Below are 22,428 nucleotides of genomic sequence, written 5' to 3' on the forward strand. Positions count from 1 at the left end.
TCTCCATAGAGGGGCAACCATACCCCTCTAACCCCGCAAGGGGATTCAAGGCGATTGAAATCGCCGTGTCGTTTTCCACGAGCGGGCTGAAGCCACGCTCGTTTCCCACTTACCGAGTATTTTTTATGACTGATTTTGAGAGACCGGGGACAAATTTTTGTCCTCGGTGTCAATGTGATTTAAGCGTCAGTGTCAAAAATCGAATCGCCGCTGTAGTCGCAGGTCGCGGACTGATTGCGCCCCTGTTGCTTGGCACGGTAGAGTGAACGATCGGCGATCGCAATCAAGTCAGCCGATGATAGTTCCGAAATCGGAATCAAGTTGGCGATACCCATACTAATAGTAACTACATCGCTCACATCAGAGGTTTTGTGAGGAATATGTAAAGCTTGAATAGCAGCGTGAATCCGTTGGGCCACCGAACTCGCTCCTTCAATATCTGTATTAGGCAAAATGATGGCAAATTCTTCTCCGCCGTAACGCGCCACTAAATCCGCCGGACGGTAGACCACTTCTTGCACAGTCTGAGCAAGTTTGAACAGACAACTATCCCCCATTTGATGACCGTAGCAATCATTATAGCGTTTGAAATAATCCACATCAAACAACAAAAGAGAAATAGGTTTTTGTTCCCGGTATAGCCGCTGCCATTCCTGCTCTAAGCGGTCATTAAAACAGCGGCGATTAGCAATTTGAGTCAACCCATCAATATTTACCACTTGTTCTAAGAGATGAGTAGCGCGGGCTAGTTCTTCGTTAGAGAGTGCCAGTTGTTGATTAATTTCTCTCATGCGCGCTTGAGCCTGCTGCCTTTCTACCAATTCCTTCTGCAACTTCTGAAAAATATCCGCTTGTTTAATTGCGATCGCTAACTGATTAGCAATCTGTTTAACAAGGTCAATTTCAAATTCTTCCCATTGCCGAGGAGCAGAACATTGATGAATACATAACAACCCCCACAAATCTTGTCCATTGAGCAACGGCGCAACTAAATTAGCCCGAACCGGAAATTGTTTCCAAAGAGCGCGGTAACAGTGTTGAAGGTCAATATTATTGATATTTTCAACTACCTGCATTCTCCATTCTTGATATGAATCAGGATATGGTTCACCACCACACGGGTCGTTAAATTGATTTTTGCTTACCAATTTACATCCTTCGCCTACGGATTCTGAAACAAACTCACCATATCCAAAATTACTGTCAGGATAGAACTTAAATATGCCGACGCGCTCGGCATCAAGAAACACGCGAATCTCCTGGGAAGCAATCTCAAAAATTGTAGACAAATCAAGAGATTGACGGATGTGTTGAGTAATTTCTTGAAGTAATATCGCCTTGTCGTACTGTTTCCGCAGGGCGATTTCCGCTTGCTTTTGGGCGAGAATAGCTGCCTCGGCTGCTTTTTTTGCTTTAATAATTTCACCTTCGTACAGGATACGCTGGCGGATACAGATCAAGATGCAATCGTTGATGAAGCTTCCTCCCTTCTCTCGACGCACAGCGTTGATCAGCATGGGTATCTCACTACCCTCCTTCGACCTTAATGAGAAGTAAATTTCCTCTACTTTACCGTGGAGCTTCAACAGGGGGAAGAAATGGGTTTGATAGAAAATCCGGCTGGCGATCGGCAGAATGGATTCCATCTTCTGTCCCCGCAGTTCATCGGGTTCGTGTCCGAGTAATTGCACTAATGTGGCGTTGACCATTAGGATCGTACCATCGTCAGCAAACGAGAGGAATCCACAGGGTGACGTGTTTAGTAGCTCGTCTATCTGATAGGTCATGTTTGCCATACAACTCAGGTAGTATGAGGTACACTCAAATACTCCTTAATCATGTCGATCGTCTCTTGTGGATGACTCATGTGCGGGCAATGTCCCGTAGCTTTCATCAGCCGTAGCGTACTTTTAGGCAGGTGGCGGTGGAGATAATGCCCTACCTCGGTGGGAGCTACCATGTCCTCACTACATTGCAATATCAGTGAAGGTACTGAGGCCTTCGGTAAATCACTGCGATTGTCAGAGTAAAAAGTTACCTCGGCAAAGCGACTTGCAACTACCGGATCGGTGGAACAAAAACTTGCCTCAAGTTCCTCACTTAACTCAGGACGATCCTGATTCTGCATCACCATTGGCGCCATAAAGCTTGCCCAACCAATGTAATTTTTCTCCATGATCTCGAGGAGATCCTCAATATCTTTGCGCTCAAACCCTCCGTAATAATTTGGTAAATCATTCATGTAGCAGGGTGAAGGCCCTACGAAAATCAGGCGATTAAAGTAATTAGGAGCTTGAATTGAGGACAGAAGGCCGATCATACTGCTGACAGAATGACCGACAAAAATCACATCCGTCAACGCCAATTCTTCACAGATATCGAGGACATCCTGAACATAGCCATTGATGTGGCTGTACCGTTCAGGACTGTAGGCACTAATATCCGACTGTCCCGAACCTACATAATCAAATAGGAGGATTTTGTAGTCCTTCTCGAAGGCCGGTGTTACGAAACGCCACATATTTTGATCGCACCCAAATCCATGAGCAAACATTATGGTCTGGGTGCCTTGTCCAAACAATTTTATATTATTCCGTAAAAAAAATTTGTCAGTCATTTGAGCAACACGAGCATTAAATTGATTATAAGACTTTTGCGCGCTTTTATGAGGGAGGATTGCTTATCCCACATAGTGGTAGACAACAATTCAGGATGTCGGATTAATTGAGTGGCAACCTCAGCACTGACAGGCTGGCTAAACATATAACGGGAGCATCTCAATGAAAGCAGCCCTCCGCTAGAAATTGGAGTTAGGAGTCAGGAGTCAGGAGCCAGGAGAAAAGAGTCAGAAGGAAGAAGGAAGGAGCCAGAAGAAGTGTTTTTACAAATATGAGATGCTCCCCATATAACGCTGCCCGATTTCACAGCCGAGGCTTGTAACTATTGCCATTGCGCTGGGGTTTCAATTCCTTCGGCAATTGCGATCGGATTTAAGCGATGTACCATTGCAACTAGGGCTTTGGCAATTGAGCGAGCGATCGGATCGCTGGCTAAATCACACCCAAATAAGCGAGTAAATTTGAGCGACTTCACGGGAACATTTTTCAGATTGTTAAAAGCAGCATAGGGAGTCTCAAAATCATCGACAAAAATCCCCATACCATGCTCCGATAATTGGCTCAAAAGATTTTAGGTAATGTCAACATTAAGCATCATTACCGTTCCCGTAATCTATAGCTAGAGATATTTCGGTTTCTTTTCGGTGCGCTCAACAGTGCGATCGCTCTTAGCGATTAAAGTCGGTTGGCTGAGTTGACGTGCCGACAGATTCACCGCCATATTAGGAAGAATTAGTCCTGCTGCTAGCCACTGCTGATATTGCCAGCAAGCTTGCTCTAAAACCCATTTGCTCTTCGGGCAAAATCAATCCAGTTTTTTCGGCGATGGGAATACATGATGGCGATGAATCCAACCTAGTTCAGGAGAATACCCTCCTACTATAACTTTAACACGAGGAAGGCTACCTCTGTGCCAATATAGCTGAGGTTGATAGTACAGCAAGTATTGGCTTTCCAAGCACAATTCCAGAGATTTGCGATCGCCAAGGTGATGATTTTTAATAATAAAATTAGTCTTAATATTTTTGTAAAGGCAATCCCCCGTGGTTCCGCTAATCTAGGGGTAGTAGGGATAGGCACGACGCGGCACTAAGCTGCTAGGCCAGAAAGATTTTCTGGTATGTTCGACAATCGGATTGGGACAGAATTTGATGATTTTTGAGATGTCATTGAAATATACAATTTAGAGGCACAACAGCTTACCCCTAGATTTTTACCACAACCTATAGCGGTTCTCAAAAAAGTGAGGTATGCCCTATGCCCACGGAGGCCTATGCCCTATGCCCATGAGTACCTCATATGAGAGCTCGAAAGGCTATATTTAGTGGGATTGCTACAGCAAAAGGCGCTGATGAAGAAGGCAATAAAAGCTCATATTTTAGCACTTAAAAACCTCCCAAACATTGTCGCGGTTGCTATAAATGTTCACAAAGTCCTCAAATTAAAAAAGTTGGGTTTCCTAGCTCAACCCAACCTACTTTTAACAATGACGAATTACTGCTAACTCTCAAATATCCTCATCGTCTGGACCTTGCACACCCTGAAGAATCCGGGATAGCTCACTCTTCTCATTAATCGTAATCCGACTAGGAGAACCGCTGATAATCCGTTCGTAACCACTGAACGAATCTTTAATTTGCGGCCCTCTTTCAGTAATTGTGTATTCTCGAATTCCTTTGTCGTGCCACGAACCGCGCATCTTAAACACATTAATTGCCCGCGACATTTCTCCTCGAATCTCTACATACTGTAACATGATAATCGTGTCAGTAATCGTAGAAATATGGGAGTCCGTAATCGAATGAGAACCCATAAACTGGTCGCTTGTATTCGTGAAAAAGCCGGTTATTTCTTCCTGCTTCGCAAAACCTGTCACTCCGATCACAAATTGCCTGAAAGCATTATTGCTGACACCTCTAGCTAACGCCGACAGCGAGTCTATAGCAATTCGAGAAGGTTTGAACTCAGCAATTTCTGATTTAATACTCTGCAAGTGGTCTTCCAGACCCGCCGATTCCGGGTAAGTGCACAGCAGCTTCAACAGTCCTTTCTCTTCCATTTCCTCAAAATCAATTCCCCAAGAATAAGCATTGCGGAACAACTGGGCCCGCGACTCTTCATAGGCAAAAAGCAGCGCCCGATTGCCGTTCATACAAGCATTCTGCAAGAACTTGCTCACCAACAGCGTTTTGCCGGTTCCCGTTGCACCCGTAGCCAAAATAATTGAGTCTTTGAAGAAGCCGCCACCGCACATCTCGTCGAGAGTTTTATCGCCCGAAGAAACCCGCACGTTTGAAGACTTTTGAGTTAATCGCATCGCCCCCAATGGGAAAATATTAATTCCGTCATTAGTCATCGTAAAAGGATATTCGCCCTTCATGTGAGTTGTACCGCGCAACTTCAAAATTTCGATGGTGCGGCGGCGGCGTTCTCCTTCCAATACGTTGCGAACAATCACCACATTATCCGACACAAACTCTTCCACTCCAAACCGAGCCACCGGGCCGTATTCTTCCACCCGTTCCGTAGTCATAACTGTAGTTGCTCCTACTTGTTTGAGGCGGGCAACTAAGCGAAAAATTTCTCGGCGCACCACCGATGCAGCGTCGTACTGCTGAAATACGGCTGTCACCGAATCTATAGAAACCCGCTTGGCTTTGTATTTGCGAATGGCGTACTGAATTCGCTCGATTAAGGCTGATAAATCAAAATTTCCTACGATATCTTGACCTTCCGGATCGGGGGAAGCGTCCAAAATAAATAGCTTGCCTTCCTCGATTAACTGTGCTAGATCCCAACCGAAACTGCAAGCATTTTTAATAATATCTGTCGGAGATTCTTCAAAAGTTACGAACACTCCCGCTTCGTCAAAATGGGTAATTCCGTTATAGAGAAATTGTACGGCAAATAAAGTTTTTCCCGTTCCTGACGTGCCGCTGACTAGGGTGGTTCTGCCGAGTGGCATTCCGCCGTGACTGATGTCATCGAAACCCTCAATCATCGTGCGAATTTTTTCAACTCCTGGCGTTACCAATCCTTTTCGTTGAACCGTTTGACTAATTTCATTCATGTCGATTTTTGTCAACTCTCAGTATTCTTTAGTTGTCACTCATTAACCGCCGATCATGAGTCTTTGTACCCAGCTTTTAGTTTTGGCTCTTGCTCAATAACTAATGACTGCTGACTGCTGACTAATGACCCCCCCCAAAAACCGATACCCTCCCACGTACTCCTGTCGTGGAAAGATAAAAATTTTAGACTTTTGTTCAACCTCCCCGATTCATCTGTTGAGTAAATCTAAAATCTAAAATCGTTCGACGATCGCGGGACTCGACGCTTCGACGCTCGCCCTCGCCGAACGTTTCACGCCAAACAGAAGTCTCAAATCTAAAATCGACTGACTCTTACCTGATTATCTTATGAATTCATGTCTTCTTCGCGAAGTTCTTCATAGAGCAAATCTAATCCTATCAGAACTTTCTCGCGATCGGACAAATCGCCAATAATTTTTCGCACCGGCGGCGGCAGGATTTTTGCCAGCGTCGGGGTTGCCAATATTTTGTCCTCTTCTGCTAGCTGAGGATTTTTGAGAACATCTATGACTTTCAGCGCGTAGACTCCTTGAAATTCTTGTTCTAGGATGTCCTTTAGGGTTTTCAAAGCTCGCACTGAGTTGGGAGTATTCCCCGCAACGTACAGTTTCAGAACGTAGGTTTTCTTCAGAGGACTCATGAACTTTTTAAAATGTTGAGTATTAGTTGTCAGATGTTAGTTGTAGTTGTTATTTGTCTTAAATCCGCTGTTCTTTGTTATTTTATAATAATTGCAGCCTCGCGCTCGCGCGGCCGTTGGTCGGCTCCTTTCTTTTTTGTTAGATTCTACCTCCTACCTTTTCTTTCTTAAATTAGGCCGAATCCCTGCTACATTCTACCTTGAGATGTTTCTTTCGGAATCGATCGCCGATACATCTCGCACATATGAGCGATCGCGTCAATCAGGGTCAAACGGTAATCAAGCAATATTTCCTCGCTGCGTCCTTCTAATTTTAGCTGTTTAGCAAACTCGTCCATCAATTCCATGTGAATTTCTACAATTTGAGTCACGGGAACGTCAGCAAAAAAAGCCAAATTCACAAATTCATCTATTTGATTGTTGACCGCAGCATCTTGAGAAAAATAATTCAAAACGATGCCGCGATAACTTGACTTGAGTTGCTCCAAAAACTTTTGTTTCTCTGGGCCCGACAGATTTCTCAAAAAAATCTGGGAATTTCTTTTATAATACACACCTAAGTATCCTAATCGCTCCCGTAATTTTTCCGCCAGCCGCCGCTGCTGTCGGCTGAGCAAACTTTGAGCAGTCAATTGGGCTGTCGCATCGATTGTTACGGATTGGTAATTGACAGGAACCGGAGTTGAAAGCTTCAGAAATTGTGCGATCGCCCGATCGATACCTGCAGCTATTTCGCTCGCTCGAGCGATTGCCAGTTGCACCTCAGCAGGGTGATAAAAAAAAGCACAGCTTTCGTCTAGACTCTTGTTGGCGGTACAGGCTGCCGCCTCAAAACCATCTGAATATGGTGCTTCGGGCCTGCCATCTACCTGCGCGTGAGGCGAAAAAATCACAGCAGGCAAAAAGAGCGATCGTTCTTGCAGCTTGCCCAGAAGCGATCGCAGATCCCCATCCACCTCCAAAACCAAACAATCAAGGTGATAATTGTGCTTAAGGAACCCCAAAAGCTCTACTGCCGACTTAATGTGCGTTAAAGTATAGCGTTCGGCTCTCAAAAGCTCGATCGCAGAGGCTGCGATTTCCTCAGAGCGGACAAAAATACCGATAGACAGTTGAGGAAGCAAAGCTGTAGGTGTACCACCTAAGTTGCCTGAAAGTGCTGGATCGCTCAGAGTTGATATCTCCTTTACAAAAAACTTAACATTTTAACAATCATCTCAACATTTATTTTAACCAATCTTAACCGCAAAATAAGTGATGCGCTTCTACAAGAGGAAGAATCAAAGTCTACTCCGTGGTTTTTGTGTCAAGCACCCTGAGCGTGATTTCTGCAATTAAGCTTAAGCCTTAAAATAATTGCTAGTCGCCTCAAATCAGGTGTAGGCATCGGACTCCCCGGTCTCGGTGCGGATACCGAGCCTGATAGCGAACTGATATAAAACAAATAAGATACAGAAATTCGCAGCTACATTGAGCATCAAAAATATTACTGCTCTCGCGAGCAGACTCTCAGGTTTGTTATGCCAGTCACCACCCCCAGTCTCAAAAATTTTATAGATCCAGTGCCGCTGTGCCTCCAAACGGGTGCGCTAGAATCGCTGCAGTCAATTTTCAGATCCTGCAACTGCGATCGAGTCGCAGTAGTCAACGAACAGTTACAGCCGCTGGGATTAGTGTACCTCCGCAGCCTTTGGGCTTGGGGAGCCGATCGCACAAACGACGGGCAGCAACCTTTGTCAGAAAGCCCGATCGCGATCGAACCAGTCAGGGCATTACCCGCCGCTATGAGCGTCAGCGAATTCTGGCAGTACCTGCAAACAGAGGAACCGAACACCCCAGCCCGGCCAAACCGTCAAACCGCAGGCATTTCATCAAACAACCCGATCGCCCTCACAGATGCCAGCGGTCAATTTTTAGGAATGCTAGACAGCCTGAGCCTGCTGCAATTCGCCGCACTTAACAGCAGCTCTCTCAGCAGCCTCCCAGAGCAGGCAACAGCCGTCAAAGAAATCGAATTAAGGCCGGTTTCCGAAGCCATCGCCACGGCCCTAGGCGCTCAAGTGCGCTTTCTAGAAGCAGGATTGAAACCTTCGGAAAACCTGAACTCCCTAGTGGAACTGTTGGAAAAACTGCCCCTGCCCCTGAGATTGCAAACCCCTACCGCACAAATAGTCAGTCAAAACGCAGCGTGGCGGATTTTGCTGGGAGCAGGCCCAGAACCAGTTCCAGAACCAGCAGCAAATTTGGGTAAACACTCGCCCCGCAAACCAAGCCATTTAACAAGCGAATACAATAGCGTGCAGTTAGAGGCCATCACCAAAGAGTCCAGGAGCCTAGTAGGAGCAAGTAGATCGGACGATTCCCTGCGGGATAGCTTCGCCGCGCGTGATTCAACCGCAGCCGCCAGTTGCCCGCTGCCCCTGTACGCTGCCGCCTCCCCCTCAACCTTAACCGCTCCAGCTTGGTGCCCCACCGCCGGCAAACCAGACACCTACATTTGCGAGTGCCCCCTACAAAAAGGTCAAGAACGGATCTGGCAATTTGTCAAACAGCCGCTCTCAGACAAGCTAATTTTAGTAATGGGACAAGATGTCACCGAAGAACATTTAGTCGCCAAAGAACTAGCAGCGAAAAACGCAGATTTAATCCACCTCAACCGACTAAAAGACGAATTTTTATCCTGCATCAGCCACGAACTAAAAACCCCGCTCACCGCCGTCCTCGGTTTGTCCAGCCTCCTCAAAGATAAATTGATCGGAGAACTCAACGATCGCCAAACACGCTACGCCAAACTAATCCATAAAAGCGGGCGGCATTTGATGACAATAGTTAACGACATTTTAGACTTGACCCGGATGGAAACCGGGCAGCTAGAACTAATTCCCGAACCGGTCGAAATAGCATCAACCTGCCAAAGAGCCTTTGAACAAGCAAAACAACTGCAACAGCAAGAAGAAAAAAACCCTCCCGTTCCGAGCACAACGGACGGTACAGCAAACGCAGAACCATCCGCCCAAATAGAATTTACACTCGAAATAGAACCGGGACTGAGCCACTTAATTGCCGACGAACTGCGGCTGCGGCAAATGCTGGTTAACCTCCTTTCCAATGCCCTAAAATTCACCGAACTCGGCGGCAAAATCGGATTGAAAGTAAATGTTTGGGAAGGCTGGATCGCATTCACAGTTTGGGACACTGGCATCGGCATCCCCACCGACAAACAGCACCTGATATTTCAGAAATTCCAACAGCTAGAAAGCCCCCTTACCAGGCGCTTTCAAGGAACCGGACTGGGACTGGTACTGACTCAACGCCTAGCTCGGCTCCACGGCGGAGACGTTTCGTTTATTTCCTCCGAAAACCAAGGCTCTCAATTTACCCTGCTGCTGCCACCAAATCCTCCGGGAAATAGGAGTGAAGAAGTCCCGGCACCGGGAGCCGCTGAGGAAGAATTATTAAAACCCCAATATCAGATTCCGATCGCCAATTCTCGCTCTCGTTTAGTATTAATAGTCGAAGCAGTTCCCAAATATATCGAAGATTTAACCAACGTCATCTCAGGTTTGGGCTACCAAGTAATAGTCGCCCGTTCCGGCACCGAAGCGCTGGAAAAAGCTCGTAGGTTCAGTCCCGAAGCGATTTTCCTCAACCCGCTGCTGCCACTGCTGTCGGGTTGGGACGTGCTGACGCTGCTCAAGAGTGACCCGGATACCCGATCGATTCCGGCGATCGTCACGGCCACCAGAGGCGAAAAAGAACGGGCCAGTGTCAACAGGGCCGAAGGCTTTTTGAGCTTGCCGGTGGAAGAACCCGCTTTGCGGCGGCTGCTGGGAGACTTGATCGGCAAAAGTAATGCTAGTAGCCCGAAAGTAAAAAGTCCTTTAACCGTGTTGTGGCTCAGCCCGCAAAACAGTTCGTCTCAAGGTTCCGCTTTACTGCTCAACCCCAACTACTGCCGGGTTTTAGAAGCAGACGACCTCGGCCAAGCAGAACTCGTGGCAAGAATTTGGCGGCCCGACGCGATCGTCTTGGATGGTACAAGTCAACTGCAAAACCCCTTAGCTTTTATCGAACAGTTAAGTCGGTCTCGAAATTTGGGTTCTCTCCCCTTGGTGACTTTAGACTCCCGAACTACGCAACTGGCAAATCAAGTCAAAGGATTGTCGGTATTTCCCTGTTTAGCCACTAGCAGTCCCGACGACGGTGAAAATTCACCAACCGGGTTAATACCAAGTGCTTTGTGGCAAGTAATTCAAGTTGCTGCGGGCATGAGTTGGAAGCCCAGCATTTTATTTGCCGACATTTCGACTTTACCCGATTTGCACTCCTCTTCTGGGGGGAACCCAACGGAAGAATTGGAACATGGCGATCGATCGACAAATGCCGAGATTCCCCTCCCCAATTCCCAGTTTTCTACTCCCAACTTTCAAGCTTTGATCCAGTACATCCACACCGCAGGATTTCGAGGGTCGATCGCTCCCTGCTGGACAGAAGTTTTGCAGCAGTTGCAATATCAAAGCGTTGACTTAGTTTTGCTGTGTTTGCGAGATGCCCCCTCAGAATCAACCGCTATGCTGCAGGCGCTATCCAACCTGCGCCAAATGGCAGTAAAACTGCCAATTTTAGTCTGGGATTATCGGTCTGCCGTAAATTCGGAATCCGAGTCGATCGACTTTCTACTGCAAGAAGTATCAGCCAAAATTTTGCCTTCTTCCTTATCGGCAGCACAATTGTTAGATAAAATTCAACAGGCTTTATTAACTCACTCAAGCTCGTGAAAATGAAGGATTTACCAGGTTTGTAGTGCGGAATTAACTCGTTTATAAATCAGTAAAAATAAACTATTATTTATGAGCTAAAACAGAATTTTGTAGAGCTTTAACTGACAACCGCGAAGCCTTATTTATTAACTGATTCAACTTTATAATAGCTCATAACTTAGCTTGTTTGTAGTGACCTTCTCAGTCGTCTATAAAATAGTGAAGAAAAACGGCTATCCTGAGTGCCAACATAATTTGAGAAGTATTTAAATGAAAACCCAGAAGTGTTGCGAGTCAAGAAGCAATATCAAAACTCAAAAATATGAGTTATTATAGGCGATCGAGAAACCCTTATATTTTTTTCTGGGGCTGTACAGTGCCTAATCGCATTCCTTTAATATCTCTGCTACTCGCACTCGGTTTGGGGGCAATGCCCGAGCCTGCTGTTGCACAGGCACTCCTGCCTTACACCCTGCAAATCGACTCGGCCCAACTCGAACAAACGGCCTTGAGCCTTGCAGAAGAAGCCGTCCAGCTAGCCAGACTCCAGCAGTACCAACTAGCGGTACCCAGAGCCGAACTCGCCACACAGTTAGCCCCCAAAAATGCTCAAACTTGGACTTTGTTAGGTAGCTTGTACCTTCAAGTCGAGCAGTTTGACAAAGGCATTGAAGCTTTGGGGCAAGCTCAATCTCTGTCGCCAGAAAATCCATCAATTAAATTTGTCTTGGGAGAAGCTCATTTTCGGAAAACGAACTACGAGAAAGCAGTCGAATATTTGCAAGCAGGATTAAAACTAAAACCAGACACTCCCGGTGCATTATTTGATTTAGGCAATGCTTTTTATAAGCTGAAGCGGTTCGATCAGGCGATCGCCCAATACGAAAAAGCCTTTGCTTTAGAAAAAAATCTTTGGCCGGCTGTCAACAATATCGGATTAGTCAAATACGAAATGGGAGATGTTGATAGCGCCATCAAACGCTGGCAAGAAGCGATCGCGATCGACGACAAAGCAGCCGAAGCAATGCTAGCTCTAGCAGTAGCACTCTACGGCAAAGGCGACAAAGCAAAAGGCTTAGCGATGGGAGAAGCAGCTCTAAAACTCGACAAACGGTATGCTACCGTAGAATATCTCAAAGAAAACCTCTGGGGCGATCGTTTGATCGCAGATACCCAAAAGTTGCTAGCCACTCCTGAAATGAAAGCAGCACTGGCTAAAATTCAAGACGCCCCACCCCCTCCAATGTAGTCGCCCGATCCCAAATCCGGGTTTAATATCATGACTACCCCTCCGTCATATCAATTCCGGTTGCACCGGAATTATTGTTGACTGTTGACTGTTGACTGTTGACTGTTAACTTGGAGTCGAAAAACTGAATGATAGTTGAGTATTGACTGTTGATTCGATTTTACGCCCGACGATGCTAGCGGAGTTGATATCATTGCGAGGAACGAAGCAATCGCTTAGTCTCTGCGATTGCTTCCTTCCTCGCAATGACAAATAATACAAAAAAAAAGGGGTAGTAAACCCGGATTTGGTATTATAGCAATCCTAAATCATTTGCATAATTATTGTAGGGGCAATCCCACGCCCGGTTGCCCGATAGATAGGGGGTAGGCACGGGGGCACTACCCCTACAAATGTATCTGAATCATTTAGGATTGCTATAGTCACGATCAACTTACTTCAACTGCCCCCAGTGTTTTGAGCGTCGCAATAGTCGCCTCAGTTAAACCTTTAACACCTGCAATATTCATTCCTTCATAAGGTTTGGGAACAGGCAAGGTTTTGCTACACTCACCCGTTACTGCATCCCAAAGCTTAATCGTCTCATCTTGGCTGGCACTGGCTAGAATTCGACCATCTGGACTAAAAGCAACCGACCACACCCAATTGTCGTGTCCCCGCAGAACTTGCAAGCACTCATTCGTGCTAACATCCCACACTCGTACAGTTTGGTCATGACCGCCACTCGCCAAGTGTGTAGCATCAGGACTGAACATTACAGATGACACAATACCGTCATGTCCCTCTAGGGTGGTCAGACATTCTCCTGTATTGATATCCCAAAATTTGATGGTACTGTCACTACTGCTGCTTGCCAGGATATTACCGTCAGGACTAAAGGCAACAGACCAAACCCAACCGCTATGTCCGGTAAAAGTTTTCCAAACTTCCCCTGTACTGATATTCCATAACTTCACCGTATTATCAGCAGTGGCAGAAGCGAGGATATGACCTGAAAAACTAAACGCAACTGCCAACACCCAGCCCTCTGGTTCGGCGCAAGTATAAAGACAGTGCCCTGTCCTGATATCCCATAGTTTTATAATCTGGTCGCCACTGAAACTAGCCAACGTCTTACCGTCGGGACTGATGGCGACTCCCCAAACCCAAGCTGAATGACCCTGTAAACTTTTTAGGCACTGTCCAGTCGTAGCATCCCATAACCTGACAGTAGTGTCATAGAATCCACTTGCAAGCAAGTGTCCATCGGGACTGAAAGCAATGGATTTCAACCGATTAGTCTGTCCATCCTGTAAGCTTTTAAGACATTTTCCTGTTTTAGCATTCCATAATCTGACGGCGCGATCGCTACTGGCTAAGCTGTGACCGTCTGGTGAAAAAACTACCGATGTCACTGGATTGCTTTGCCCGTAAAGTGTTTTCAGACATTGACCTGTTTTAACATCCCACAGTTTTAGCGTGCGGTCTTCACCAGTGCTAGCTAAAGTTTTGCCATCAGGATTAAACGCGACGGCTGAAACCCGACTGGTGTGTGCTTGCAGTGTTTTTAGGCACTGACCGGATGCAACTTCCCACAATCTCACGCTGCGGTCTTCGCTGCAACTTGCTAAAATCTGGCCGTCAGGACTAAAGGCAACAGACACCACTATTTGTGAATGCCCAGAGCAAATCCTCAAGACTTCACCCGTGTTAATATCCCAGAGGTCGATCGCAGAATCATCACCGCCACTGGCTACCGTTTTACCATCTGGACTGAAAGCCACCGATCGAATTTGACTGCTGTCACTCTCAAACATTTTCAGGCATTCTCCCGTCTCTACATCCCACAGTTTGAGCCTTCCGTCATCACCGCCACTAGCTAAAATCTTACCTTGAGGACTGAATGCGATCGACCAAGCCTGACTTTTGTGTGCTGGCAAAGTTAGCAAGCATCGTCCATTACTCCAATCCCAAAAACGCACAGTTCCATCACCGATGCTACTAGCAAGCATCTTGCCATCTGGACTGAAAGCAACTCCCAGCACAGTGCTAGTATTTCCCTGCAATATTTGACGAATCGACCAACTGCTAACATCCCAGCAACGAATCCTCCCGTTACTACCGCCAGTAGCAAGAGTTTTCCCATCCGGACTAAAAGCAGCGGATAACACGATGCTGCCGTCTTCTTTGCTAGTTTTCAGCAGCCTAGCTTCTGGCATTTGCCACAAGTGAATCTCACCATTGGTATCGCCCAAAGCTAAAAGTTTTCCATCCGGGCTAAAAGCGACTGACAAACCACTTCCCAAAACTTCGGCGAAAACGGAATTAGCTAAATTAGCACCAGCAAAGTTTACCTGATGCAAATTCGTATCGGGTAAATAAGCTTGCCAAACGGTCAAATTAGAAAAATCCCAACCGCTTAAATCTGGCTGCATCTGACGCAATAGATTTATAATATTACCCGCAGCATAGCCAGTTTCTAGTGTTAGTTTACCGCGCAGTGATGCCAGAATTGGTTTGAGTTGGTTTTCTAGAAGTTGCTGGCTTTCAAAAGTAAAAAGCAGTCGATCGGCAATAGGTTTAAGGATAAGACGAGCTTGCGTATCTCTAAGGTATTCTGTAGCTGTAGCTTTGAGAAGAGCATGGCTTCTGAGAAGGTCAATTTCGCTGTTGGTTATCTCAGTGCAGACTTTTTCGATTAATCGTTCCGTCATGTATTCCATGACGACGGGTTGTTGAGTGTAGCCGTCTGAGGTTTTTTCGATGAGAGAACGTCTAACGAGAGAACCTAAAACCTCTAGTAATTCTTTGACAGTTAATTTTGAAACAAAATCTTGTTGTAACTCTCCCAGCGAGACTGGCTCCCGATCGATCGCCAGCCAGTACATCACCTTTTTTTCTAAATCTGATAAACGATTAAATTGTCGGTCTAATAGGTTCCGAATATCATCAAATACTAAAGTTCCTTGATTTAAAAGTTCTAAATATTTGGTCAGGCTACTGTCAAAAAAATCATGGATGGCTGGAGCTACCATTTTTAAGGCTAACGGATTTCCAGCATAGTGGGATCTCAAAATATCCCATTCGCAGTCTGAACCTTGAAAAAAAGCAATCCCTTGGACAATTTCCTGTGCTTCTGGGGTTGTTAAACCTGTCAGTTGTAATGAACGAACTGGCAACTTTTTTCCTTCTTTTGCGGCTAAACCAATCGGTTTTTCTCGACTGGTTAGTAGCAGGGTACTTTTATGATTTATTTCGGCTACGCATCGCAGAAGTTGACCGTATCCTTCATATCCATCTCTATAAGAACCCGTGCGTTCTTCTTCCTGTAGAATAGACTCGACGTTATCTAATATTAACAGACACCGATGCTGTCGCAGATAGTGTATCAGTCGCGAGATTCTAGCATCTAAGGTGTCTGGTAAATTCGTTTCCTTTTGGTTCGAGAGAAATTGAATCAATTCTACCAATAAGTCAAGTATTAATGGAGCATTGCGGAGACTGTGCCAAATAATATAATCAAATTGTTCTTGGATGCGTTCTGCTAACTTGATAGACAGAGAGGTTTTGCCAATGCCACCCATCCCCAACAGCGTTACTAGGCGGCAGCGATCGCCGATTAGCCACTGTTCTAATAAAGCTAATTCTTCTGCACGTCCGTAGAAAATAGAAACATCAATTGCCTCTCCCCAATTAATAGTTTTGTTGAGTTTGGTTACATCAGTTGTAAGTCGATCGGCGATCGTACCACTGCGATCGATTTGTTGGTTGATATTGTGACTAATTTGGCTATTTGGTAGTGGCACGGCTAATTGTGTATGTTGTGCTTGCCGTCGCATAACTGACTGAACGTTACTCTTGGTGACTTTTTCTCCGAATACCCGACTGAGAATTTGCCATAACTGAAACCCAACAAACTTAATATATTCGGCATCATAACCCGCGCTTTTGGCAATATCTGGATAAGAGTGTCCTTCCCAAGTCTGCCGCAATACCAGTATGTGAATATCGTTGAGGTGCTCTTGTTTGAGAACTGAGTCGAGGAAAAGCAGTGCTTCGTCGATCGTCATTTATTTAAAATTACCCGGTGTGTGAGCGCAAGGGTCGTGGTTCCTGTCCCCAAGTGCAGGTATTTAAGCAATTATACTTAAAAGTTGGTATAGTTTGCAGCCACGATATAACTATTTATAACTTTTACTCACAGACACCGCTGCCGCATCCGGGTTATTACTGAATCAAGGTTGATTGAACCAGTGAATTTCAATATTAAAAGGGAAGGATATTTTATGAAAATGTCAAATAAAAAATTATTGCTAATTCTTGCTGTAAGTATTTTGGTTGTATCACTTCTTGGTCTTCTCGGGAGACAACTGCCAGTTCAGGCTGACTATCCTTCATTTGTACCAGACGCTTTATCCCAACGTAATAAACCAATTCCGGGTCAACGTCGTCAACGTCGTCCGGTTGAACAGAATTTTAACCCAGAGGATTTTTATTCAAGCCCAAAAAGTGCATATTCTTGGCCTAAATTTCCCGCTCCCCGAGTTGCTAAAAGTTTTTCTGACGAACAGCGCCAGCTAATATGGGAAAGTCTAGCCCAAGCTCAAGAACTGTTACAACGCAAAGAAGTTTATGATTGTATTGGCAAGTATGTAAATAATGGTTATTTTGGTACAAATCCTAAAGGTGCTGTTGAAATTTTTCTTACTCAATATCCTGTAAATGACCGGGCACTAGGACGACCCAGGCGCGTTTATATTAGTAAAATGTATGAAGAGAACAAGATTTTGGGACAAGCTATTCTAGGCCTTACTATTCAACAACCTAACGAAAGAGCAAAGGATTTTGCCTTAAGCCTTAATGCTTACAATTTGTCAAACCCTCGTTTTAATAAAAATACCTGGGCAGGCGTAATAGTTCATGAAATTTTACATAATTGGAATTACGATCATGTGGACAATGTAGTCATTAACTCAGAAACAAACCAAACTAATGTTGCTGGTAACTTTGTTTATGAAAGTGGTTGGTGTGTTGCCAGAGAAGGCCGTGACAAAGAACCAGGAACGTTTGGATTAACAGGTTCTGGAGGAGCAGATGTATTCGTTGATTAGTGTTAAATACTTACTCACAATTCTGTACTCCTCAATAATACACGCGATCGCCCTTGTTTCAGTAGGGATGGCGAAGTGCGCTCGCATCCTAGTTATCGGGAATGGTAGAAAGCGATCGCTAAAACTAAAATTTTCCACAAAGTGAGAAACTAAAATATGAAACGCATAAAATGTATTCTGATTGGGTTATTCCTAGCCAGTAGCATAGGTGTCACAGATGCCTGCGCCCAGAGCGATAAACCAAGTCCGCCGGCATCGCTACCAGCACTTTCTACTCAGGTTGGCCAAACAGATTGGGATGTCGAAGTAATTTTAAAAAGCAAGTCTCTAGACAATCCCAAATTTTATGTAGTGCTTTTAGTGACGCTAATTGCTGGAGGAGTTGGCGGGATTATTTTTGAGTTGCTGAACCTGCAAGGCAATATTGAGCGACCCCACGCACCCAGCGAGGATGAATTGGCAGCAAAACTTGCTTACGCTACTGTAGACAATGTAATTGATTTGGGCATTTTTTCCAGAATTATTATTGGTGCGTTTGCTGCTGTTCCTACTATGGTGGTTATCGAACCAGCGAGCGTATTGAGTTTATTAGCAATGTCCTTAGTCGCTGGTTCGGCAGGGACTGCTGTCTTCCGTTCCTTGCAAGATCGATTCTTAATAGCCATCACTCAGCAAGAGGCAAGTGAACAAAAAAGAAAAATCAAGCAGAAAAATAATAATGCTAAGATGGACAAGGCGATCGCGGCTGTTGAAACCCTAGAAAAGGAAGTCGAAAAAAAATCCGACAGCCCGGAAGGAACAACCAATCTAATAATTCCAGAAGGCACTGTTTTAAACCGCAGTCATTTCGAGGAAGTCAGAAAAATCCTATTGCAGGTTACAGGAGTAAATGCTGAAGCAAACAATGCGATCGCGGCTTTTAAAAAGTTAGAGGAGGAATTGATCGAGAAATCAGTTAAGCCCCAAGGAACGATCGATCTGAAATTTACCAAAGACACTACTATAGAGTGCAAGTTGTTTGGGAATGTCAAGGACTGCTTGATCCAGGCTAAAGGAGCAAATGAGCTAACTGCGATCGCTGATAATAGCCAGTCATCTCAACCAGTAACCCCAATCCAAAACCACCTGTAAACGATCGCAAACCCGATCGGACATGATATAACTGGTGGTTAGGTTTCAGCACCTCTGCTTGCTTAAAGCTAGCTTCTGCTTCTTCAGTACGTCCTAAATTACTCAATGCTATGCCTCGGTTGTACCAAGTTTCGCAGCGATCGCTCTTGTGTCAGTAGGGATGGCGAAGGGCGATCGCAAATTTTCTGTAATGCAAATACCACAACAAACTAAGGAAATAATTTATGAGCGCTTTCTACAAATTCGATGTCATTGCATCTGCAAATACATTGGGATGGAAAAGTATAGGAGACAACCCATCAATTAATGATGCGGGTATCGTAGCCTTTATGGCTACTCCCGATATATCAACTGATATTTTTGCTGGGCCGTTCAATGGTGAAGCAATTAGAGATATTACAGGAAGTAATTCTGTAGCTGCTAATTCTACACGGGCTGTTCAGATTAATAATGACAACAAAATCGTAACTCACGATTCACGGATAAGTGCTGATTTTAAAGCTATCGGCGCAATTCGGGTCAGGAATGCTGACAATCCAGGAGCAACAAAAGATGAAAATTTTGAAAATATTGTAACGACTTCTGGCAGTATTTTTGATTCTTTCGATACCGTCTTTAGCCAGCCAAGCATCAACAACAAGGGACAAGTAGTTTTCTCTGCTTTAGACGATGTAAATAGGTTATTAGCAACTGAGGCATCGATTGGATATAACACAACCCCACTCTCAACGCAATCTGCTGTAGCAGCGCGTCCCATGATTGCTGACAACGGACAAATCGTTGTGCGGTTTGGAAATAAGCTTGGGGATGGAACTACTCCGCCTTCGCCGATTAAGTTGTTTGATTACGACTTAGGTAAGTCTGTTGATATCGCCAATTCTAGTCCTAATCCTCCCTACAGGAAATTTACTAAACTGGGTATGAGTCCGGGTATTAGTGATGATGGAAACATCGTTGTTTTTGCAGGCGATCGAGGCAGGGGCCCTGGTATTTTTGCCAGCATCAATAACATTAAAGATCCATCTGGCCTTCGCACACTTATTCCGATTGCCGGAGAAAACACGACGGAACCAAAAGCGGAATTAGGATACGACGACTCAGGTGCTCCTATATTCTTAGATAGCTTCGATCTGGACAGTAGAGTGGCTGTCTCTTACCTAGATAAGGGAGAGAATGGCATAACTGCTGGCGATAGCTTCGTTGTTTCTTTTATTGGTACACCAAACACACCTAGTCGCAACAATCCGGTCACTAATAAACCTTTCTTTTTCTCAGGTCAAGAAGGTCTTTGGACGGTTCGGGTTGCAGTGGAAAAACCCCTATCTCCTACCGCACCGCCTGAGGTACTTGATTTTAATAAAACCAGTCCGATTCCTGCCATTCAAATAGGGGATAAGATTAACGACGCCACAGTTGACAAGATCGCAGTCTATGACCCTCTCAGCAAAGCCACAACAGATGTCAGCAAACAACAACAAGGCGACCACAGGCTTGGTTTTTGGGTTTCTACGGATAAAGGCGATATGGTGGTGCGTGCCGAGCATCTGGATACCGATGGAGATGGCTTGCTAGATGATTGGGAGACTAATGGAATTGACATCGATCGAGATGGGGTTGTAGATCTCAACTTGGCAGCAATGGGAGCCAACCCCGATCGCAAAGACTTGTTCCTAGAAATTGATTGGTTGAAGCCGGATCTGGTCACGAAGCGTGATTTTTCTCCAGAACCAGAGGCGATCGATTTTTTGGTAAAGATGTTTGCCAATGCACCCGTGCAAAATCCAGATGGCAGCACTGGCATCACTGTTCACGTTGATGCTGGAAAGAACCTTTATCGAAATATGGGTCCTTTGGCAGGAGGTGCTCCCAACCCGCTATATCTTCAAGGAGGCGACGAGATTGCCGAAGCAGTTACTGGCAACCACATACATGGTGTTTTCTTTGGCCCAGATGAGCCAGTGACTTTTAAAGATCCAGATCCGTTGGGTCGCCCTATAGTCGTCAGATCGTTTGAAAGTATCAAAAATAATTTCTTTGGTACAACAACCAAGCGAGCGCGAGAGCTAGCTTTCCATTATGCTATATTTGCAGACGAGGTTGCAAAAAAAGATTCAAATAATCTTTATCAGTTCCCCGGAAATTCAGGTTGGGCTGAAATATCTGTTCCGGATAGCAAAGAACGCTATTCTATTCCTGGCAACGACCTAATCATTTCTCTAAAAGGCAGTCGCGGCCCAGAAAATAACAAGTTATCTTACGTTCCTAATCCGAGTTCACCTGAATCTAAGAAAGAAATCCCTTATGTAAAAGGATTTTACCAAGGGCAAACGTTGGCTCACGAACTAGGTCATAATTTGGGCTTGTTTCACGGAGGATTTGATAATTTAAAAACTAACCCACCTGGTACTGACGGTTACAATAAAACAATTTACGACCTCAAGGTTAATTACCAAAGCCTGATGAATTATATCTATCAGGGTTTTCCAGGAGAAAAGGGTCAGCTAGTCCGAGACTATTCGAGAAGTCTGCCTTTTGATGACTGGAGCCATATCAAACTCGATTTCTCCAACTATTTAGACAATTTAGGAAATAGCTTTGGTAAAGAATACCAAATGGGTACGAAATTGCCGGACTCTGAAGAGTCAGAGATTACCCGCGAAACAATAGAACAATTACATGGCCCTTCTGATAACGAAACTCCCTTGGTTAGTATTAACCAACCAGCGCCTAGCGTTGAAATAGTCGTTGGTAGTTCTTTGACCGTCGATCTAACTGCAACTGACAACTCGGCAATTAAGTCAGTGCGTGTTTCCTTTGATATCAATGGCAATGGTGTTGTCGATGCTCCTGACGAAACTGTTGTCGCAGCTCCAACAGGTACTAACAAATATCAGGCTACGTTTGCCAATATTTCTGGGACAGTTGGCACCAGAACTATTACAGCTAAGGCATTTGACCTTTTTGACTTTACATCGACTGCCAGCGTGAATGTTAATATCGCGCCGATATCTAGCAACAAACTACCAATAGCAAATAATGACAAAACCCTAACAATTTTAGAAGATGCCGTCGCTACAACCTTGGATATTACAGCACCAACTGATGCAAATAGCGACCCACTAACTATTACAATTGATGCGCTGCCAGAGACAACTAAAGGTGTGGTTCGATTAGCTGATAATACAGCAGTGGCAGTTGGAAATACCTTAACGGTTGATAAGCTAACAGGATTAGTATTTGCTCCTGTTGCAAATGCGAATGGTGCGGCTGGAACCTTTAGCTATACTGTCAGCGACGGTAAAGAAGGGACAGACTCCCAAATCGTGACGCTGGAAATCACTCCCGTCAACGATGCACCGTTAGCTCAAGATGACACCGCTACCACCAATCAAAATACTCCCGTTACGATCGCCTCAACAACCCTGCTGGCTAACGACAGCGATATAGACGGCGATGCTCTAAATATTAGCAAGGTTGGCAATGCCAACAACGGTAGTGTTGTACTCGACCAAAACAGCAATGTTGTTTTCACCCCTGCCACCAATTTCACTGGAGAGGCGACTTTTGATTACACCGTGAGTGATAGCAATGGCGGTAGTGGGACTGCCAAGGCGATCGTCACAGTGAAAGCTGACAGCGAGCCAACACTTAATCCCACGCCAACACCTAATCCCACTCCAACCCCGACACCAACACCCAATCCAGAACCAACGCCAATATCGACGCCAATATCGACACCAACACCCAATCCAGAACCAACGCCAATATCGACACCAACACCCAATCCAGCACCAACGCCAATATCGACACCAACACCCAATCCAGAACCAACGCCAATATCGACGCCA

At 45.2% G+C, this 22,428-nt stretch carries 12 protein-coding genes and 1 pseudogene; 5 read left to right on the forward strand and 8 right to left on the reverse strand.

The genetic code is table 11. The annotated features are described in order from the left end of the window. Positions 1-179 precede the first annotated feature (179 nt). The 6 genes from QT990_RS26455 to QT990_RS26480 form a co-directional block, all read right to left on the reverse strand. On the reverse strand, positions 180-1,796 hold the full coding sequence (locus QT990_RS26455) for a diguanylate cyclase domain-containing protein (RefSeq protein ID WP_333300685.1): 1,617 nt from the start codon (positions 1,794-1,796) through the stop codon (positions 180-182). Between the two features lie 5 nt (positions 1,797-1,801). Next, the gene (locus QT990_RS26460) at positions 1,802-2,617 is read right to left on the reverse strand and encodes an alpha/beta hydrolase (RefSeq protein WP_333465935.1); all 816 of its coding nucleotides are present in this window, start codon (positions 2,615-2,617) and stop codon (positions 1,802-1,804) included. Between the two features lie 323 nt (positions 2,618-2,940). Beyond that, complete coding sequence (locus QT990_RS26465; protein WP_333145575.1) at positions 2,941-3,183, reverse strand: EAL domain-containing protein; 243 nt, start codon at positions 3,181-3,183, stop codon at positions 2,941-2,943. A gap of 942 nt (positions 3,184-4,125) precedes the next feature. Beyond that, a complete protein-coding gene (gene kaiC, locus QT990_RS26470) occupies positions 4,126-5,688 on the reverse strand; it encodes a circadian clock protein KaiC (protein WP_333465936.1) in 1,563 nt (520 codons plus the stop codon). A 347-nt stretch (positions 5,689-6,035) separates the two neighbouring features. Continuing rightward, entirely contained in the window at positions 6,036-6,350 is a 315-nt protein-coding gene (kaiB, locus tag QT990_RS26475) for a circadian clock protein KaiB (protein ID WP_236503428.1), read from the reverse strand. A 188-nt stretch (positions 6,351-6,538) separates the two neighbouring features. Then, on the reverse strand, positions 6,539-7,474 hold the full coding sequence (locus tag QT990_RS26480) for a circadian clock protein KaiA (RefSeq protein ID WP_333465937.1): 936 nt from the start codon (positions 7,472-7,474) through the stop codon (positions 6,539-6,541). A gap of 396 nt (positions 7,475-7,870) precedes the next feature. On the opposite strand from QT990_RS26480, the gene QT990_RS26485 reads away from it, so the two are divergent. Both QT990_RS26485 and QT990_RS26490 read left to right on the forward strand, forming a co-directional pair. Beyond that, a complete protein-coding gene (locus tag QT990_RS26485; protein WP_333465938.1) occupies positions 7,871-11,128 on the forward strand; it encodes an ATP-binding protein in 3,258 nt (1,085 codons plus the stop codon). Positions 11,129-11,486: 358 nt separating this feature from the next. Further along, on the forward strand, positions 11,487-12,359 hold the full coding sequence (locus QT990_RS26490) for a tetratricopeptide repeat protein (protein ID WP_445305453.1): 873 nt from the start codon (positions 11,487-11,489) through the stop codon (positions 12,357-12,359). A 428-nt stretch (positions 12,360-12,787) separates the two neighbouring features. On the opposite strand, the gene QT990_RS26495 is transcribed toward QT990_RS26490, so the two are convergent. Then, a complete protein-coding gene (locus QT990_RS26495) occupies positions 12,788-16,408 on the reverse strand; it encodes a WD40 domain-containing protein (protein WP_333465940.1) in 3,621 nt (1,206 codons plus the stop codon). Positions 16,409-16,579: 171 nt separating this feature from the next. Here QT990_RS26495 and QT990_RS26500 point away from each other — a divergent pair, with 171 nt between their 5' ends. After that, positions 16,580-17,449 carry a hypothetical protein gene (locus tag QT990_RS26500; protein ID WP_333465941.1) on the forward strand — a complete coding sequence of 290 codons (870 nt, stop codon included), beginning with the start codon at positions 16,580-16,582 and terminating at the stop codon, positions 17,447-17,449. A 156-nt stretch (positions 17,450-17,605) separates the two neighbouring features. After that, positions 17,606-18,580, forward strand: a complete 975-nt coding sequence (locus QT990_RS26505; protein WP_333309434.1) for a hypothetical protein — start codon at positions 17,606-17,608, stop codon at positions 18,578-18,580. Here QT990_RS26505 and QT990_RS26510 read toward each other — a convergent pair. After that, positions 18,498-18,701: pseudogene (locus QT990_RS26510) on the reverse strand (tetratricopeptide repeat protein); the annotation flags it as partial. The gene QT990_RS26505 and the pseudogene QT990_RS26510 overlap by 83 nt on opposite strands. A gap of 103 nt (positions 18,702-18,804) precedes the next feature. Here QT990_RS26510 and QT990_RS26515 point away from each other — a divergent pair. Continuing rightward, positions 18,805-22,428 (forward strand): Ig-like domain-containing protein (locus tag QT990_RS26515; RefSeq protein WP_333465942.1); only part of this gene is annotated, 3,624 nt, incomplete at its 3' end.

The sequence above is a fragment of the Microcoleus sp. T3_B1 genome (genome assembly GCF_036700445.1).
Classification (GTDB): domain Bacteria; phylum Cyanobacteriota; class Cyanobacteriia; order Cyanobacteriales; family Microcoleaceae; genus Microcoleus.

What these genes read in the sequence shown, in the direction of transcription:
- kaiB (WP_236503428.1), bottom strand. Translation starts at nt 6,350, where the DNA reads ATGAGTCCTCTGAAGAAAACCTACGTTCTGAAACTGTACGTTGCGGGG.
- QT990_RS26495 (WP_333465940.1), bottom strand. Translation starts at nt 16,408, where the DNA reads ATGACGATCGACGAAGCACTGCTTTTCCTCGACTCAGTTCTCAAACAA.
- QT990_RS26455 (WP_333300685.1), bottom strand. Translation starts at nt 1,796, where the DNA reads ATGGCAAACATGACCTATCAGATAGACGAGCTACTAAACACGTCACCC.
- QT990_RS26485 (WP_333465938.1), top strand. Translation starts at nt 7,871, where the DNA reads ATGCCAGTCACCACCCCCAGTCTCAAAAATTTTATAGATCCAGTGCCG.
- QT990_RS26460 (WP_333465935.1), bottom strand. Translation starts at nt 2,617, where the DNA reads ATGACTGACAAATTTTTTTTACGGAATAATATAAAATTGTTTGGACAA.
- QT990_RS26505 (WP_333309434.1), top strand. Translation starts at nt 17,606, where the DNA reads ATGAAACGCATAAAATGTATTCTGATTGGGTTATTCCTAGCCAGTAGC.
- kaiC (WP_333465936.1), bottom strand. Translation starts at nt 5,688, where the DNA reads ATGAATGAAATTAGTCAAACGGTTCAACGAAAAGGATTGGTAACGCCA.